Origin of the sequence: Actinoplanes sp. NPDC026623, from assembly GCF_040638275.1 — a bacterium.
GTDB lineage: Bacteria > Actinomycetota > Actinomycetes > Mycobacteriales > Micromonosporaceae > Actinoplanes.
In genome coordinates this window covers 1-3487 of the sequence record NZ_JBEZXZ010000374.1, presented here as the reverse complement: position 1 = coordinate 3487, position 3487 = coordinate 1, and the positions used below count along the sequence as shown (strand labels likewise).

At 73.7% G+C, this 3487-nt stretch carries 4 protein-coding genes; 3 read left to right on the top strand and 1 reads right to left on the bottom strand.

All coding sequences use genetic code 11. The features are described 5' to 3' along the window. On the bottom strand, nt 1-899 hold an 899-nt coding region (locus AB0F10_RS44805; protein WP_360640602.1), incomplete at its 3' end, for a serine/threonine-protein kinase. Nucleotides 900-1244: 345 nt separating this feature from the next. On the opposite strand from AB0F10_RS44805, the gene AB0F10_RS44800 reads away from it, so the two are divergent. The 3 genes from AB0F10_RS44800 to AB0F10_RS44790 all read left to right on the top strand — a co-directional run. Beyond that, nucleotides 1245-2531 (top strand): hypothetical protein, encoded by a 1287-nt coding sequence (locus AB0F10_RS44800; protein WP_360640600.1) that lies wholly within the window; start codon nt 1245-1247, stop codon nt 2529-2531. A 1-nt stretch (nt 2532) separates the two neighbouring features. Further along, nucleotides 2533-3147, top strand: coding sequence for a class F sortase (locus tag AB0F10_RS44795; protein WP_360640598.1), 615 nt, complete (start codon nt 2533-2535; stop codon nt 3145-3147). 37 nt (nt 3148-3184) lie between these two features. Beyond that, nucleotides 3185-3487, top strand: a 303-nt coding sequence (locus AB0F10_RS44790) for a hypothetical protein (RefSeq protein ID WP_360640596.1), incomplete at its 3' end; no start/stop codon positions are given.

Here is a 3487-nt window from a genome sequence, read left to right as displayed (position 1 = left end):
CGGCCGGAGCGGCGGACCAGGCCGCGGGCCGCCGGCCCCGGTGCCGGGCCGCGCCGTACGGCGGGTGCCGGGTGCGACGAGACGGCGGTCAACTCGCTCAGCCGGGCCTCGGCCTCGGCCGCCGTCATCCGGGTGCCGGGATCACGGCGCAGCAGTCCGTCGAGGACGGGCGTGAGGGGACCGGCCAGGCGGATCCGGTCCGGCGGGCTGCCGGCCAGCGCCCGCAGGGTGTCCGCCGAGGTCTCCCGGACGTACGGCGGCCGGCCCTCCACCGCGTGGTAGAGCGTCGCGCCGAGGGACCAGAGGTCGGCCTGCGCGGTGGCGGCGCCGTCGAAGAGCCGTTCCGGGGAGACGTAGTTCGGCGAGCCGAACATCATGCCGCGGCGGGCCAGCGCGGCGATCGCCTCGCCGGTCACGGCCGGGCCGAAGTCGGTGAGCACCACCCGCCCGTCGTCGGCGATCAGCACGTTGCTCGGCTTGACGTCGAGGTGCAGCACGCCCAGGCGGTGCGCCGCCTCCAGGGCCGCCAGCAGCGCGAGGCCGATGCCGGCCAACCGGCCCACGCCGAGCGGGCCGGACTCCTTGATCACCTCCAGCAGCGACCGCGACGGCACGTACTCCATGACGATCCACGGCTCGCCCCGGCCGGGCAGCACGTCGTAGATCCGGATCACGTTGGGATGGCTCACCCGCCCGGCCGCCCGCGCCTCGATCGGCATCCAGCTTCGCAGCAGTTCCCGCTCGTCCGGCGCGAGCCCGTCCGGCGGCGCGCATTTCTTGATCGCCACGTCGCGGTGCAGCATCTCGTCCACGGCGAGCCAGACCCGGCCCAGTCCGCCGGAGCCGAGCGGGCGGGCGATCCGGTAACGCCCGGCGACGCGTTGTCCCACACCCGGCATGCCCCGACCGTACTGCGTGCGGCGGCGCCTTTCACTCCCACCGAATAGGAATGCCGGTGCAATTGACGCAGAGCAGGATGGTGTCGGAAATCCGACGGCGAATCCGCTCCGTCCGGCCCTGGATCGGCGCTGTACAGGTGCGGAAATGTGGCCTCGCGGACCGGCACGGGTGGGCCTCTCGTCGACTCGACCGTCCTCGATGACCAGCGTAGAGTCGGCCCCCGACGCAGCCGCCGGCACCATTGCGGTACCTGCGGTCGTGCGGGCCGGACGCTACCCACCGGCCCCATCTGCCCGGGCACGCAATCGGCGGTAACTCCTAAGAGATGCCGGGCGATGAGGCACATGCAGTTACGCGGAATTGGTCATCACGGGCGGCGGTTCGCGATCCTGTGCTTCGCGGTGATCGTGGCGCTGCCGGCCGGGCCGGCGAGGTCCACGCCGCCCCTGCCGGTGCCGGCTGTCCAGGCCGGCCACGTTCACGTCGCCGCGTCGCGCTCGGCGCCCGAGTCGGCGCTGCGGCTTCAGGCGCTGCTCGGTCAGCACTCCGTGCTGGCCGCGGAGTTCATGCGCGGCCGGATCCGCGGCGACGAGAACTTCGCCCAGTCCGCGAACGCGGCGCTCGGGCGCAACACCGACGCGATGGCCCAGCTCCTCGGCGACGTGCTCGGCGCCGCCACGGCGCGCAGGTTCGCGGAGCTGTGGGCCCAGCACGTCGTGGAGCTGTTCACCTACGCCCGCGGTCTGGCCGATCAGGACGAAAAGGTACGCGACGAGGCGCGCCAGGAGCTGATCGAGTACGAGGAGGACCTGGCGGCGTTCTTCGTCAAGGCCTCACACGGGCGCCTGACGACCCGGGCGGCCAACGGCGCGATGCGGATGCACGTGGACCACCTCCTGGCACAGGCCGACGCCTACGCGGCACACCACTACCCGGCGGCCGACCGCATCTACCGCGAGTCCTATCAGCACACCTACGAGCTGGGCGGGACCATCGCCGCCGCGATCCTCACGGGAAAGGACGCGAAGGTGCTGCGCACCCCGATCTGGCGGCTGCGGTCCCAGCTCGGCAAGCTGCTCGCCGAGCACGTCGTGCTGGTCGAGGACGTGACCAGGGCGGCCATCACGAACGGCCCGGACTTCTCCGCCGCGGGGCAGGCGCTGAACGGCAACACCGGCGATCTCGCCTCCGCCGTGGACAGCCTGTTCGGCGCGAAGGCGGCGAAGGACTTCCAGGCCCTGTGGGCACACCACGTCGATCAGGTCGTCGCCTATGCGGCCGCCACCGCCGCGCAGGACTCCGGCCGTCGCGAGCAGGCCCGCAGGAGGCTGCGGGAGCTCGAGGTCAGGCTGGCCGCCTTCCTCGAGGAGGCGACGGGCAAGCGGCTGAGCTCGACGCGCCTCGCCGACGCGCTGCTGGCCCACGACCAGTTGCTGCTGCGCCACGCGGAGGCCTTCGCCGCCAAGCAGTACGATACCGCGCTCGAGATGGCGCTCGAAACCTACGAGCACATGTCCGAGATGGCCCACCTGCTGGCCGACGCGTTCGGCGCCACCGTGGCGGCCCGCCTGCCGGTCGGCGGGGCCGCGACCGGCTACGGCGCCATGGCCGGCGTCGTCAAGAGACGCTGAGATGCCCGCTCGCGGCCGCGCCACGCTCCTGGTGGCCCTCGCGGTGCTGCTGGCGACCGGCCCCGCACAGGCCCGGCCGCCCGGTTCCGGGGTGCCGCCCGTACCGGGTGCGCCGGCGGCGGCCGGGCCGTCCGCGGCGGCGGATACGTTTCGATCGGTGCGCACCTACCGGGCCGTGGCGACGCCGACCAGGATCCGGATCCCCGCGCTGCACATCGACAGCTCCCTGCAACGTCTCGATCGGCTCGCCGACGGCACCATCGCGGTGCCCGACCGTCCCGACCGCGCCGGCTGGTACGCCGAGGGCCCGCGCCCGGGTCAGCCCGGGCCGGCGGTGATATTGGGTCACGTCGACTCCCACACGGGCCCGGGAGTCTTTCTGAGCCTCTCCCGGGTGCGGCCCGGCACGGTCGTGCACGTCGACCGCGCCGACCGGACCACAGTCGCCTTCCGGGTGACCGAGGTGACGCGGGTGCCGAAGACCCGATTCCCCACCGACCTGGTCTACGCGCCCACCCTCGAGCCGACGCTGCGGCTGGTGACCTGCGGTGGCGGCTTCGACGAGTCACAGAGGAGCTACCGGGACAATGTCATCGTCTTCGCGACACCGGCCTGACCGGCGCGCGGCCACGGCCACGGCCGTCCTGCTGACGATGCTCGCCGTCCTGTGCTACGGCCCGCTGCCCGCGGCCGCGGCGATCCCCCTGCCCGTCGTCGCCGTGCTGCCCGGCGCCGAGCAGACCACCCTGGTCGTCGACCTGGGCGCCGACGCCGGATCCGCCGCCGAGACCGCGACGGTCACCGCCGGCGGCGCGCCGCTGCGGGCCGAACTGACGCCGGTGGTGTCCGACCGCCTGGCCGTCGCGCTGCTCGTGGACGCGTCCGACGCGGGCGCCGACGCCCTGCCGGCCTGGCTCAGCGCCGCCACCCGCTTCATCCTCGAGGTCCCGGCCGGG

Bases quoted from the DNA above. Each gene is read 5' to 3' on its own strand.
- AB0F10_RS44795 (WP_360640598.1), top strand. From the start codon at position 2,533: ATGCCCGCTCGCGGCCGCGCCACGCTCCTGGTGGCCCTCGCGGTGCTG.
- AB0F10_RS44800 (WP_360640600.1), top strand. From the start codon at position 1,245: ATGCAGTTACGCGGAATTGGTCATCACGGGCGGCGGTTCGCGATCCTG.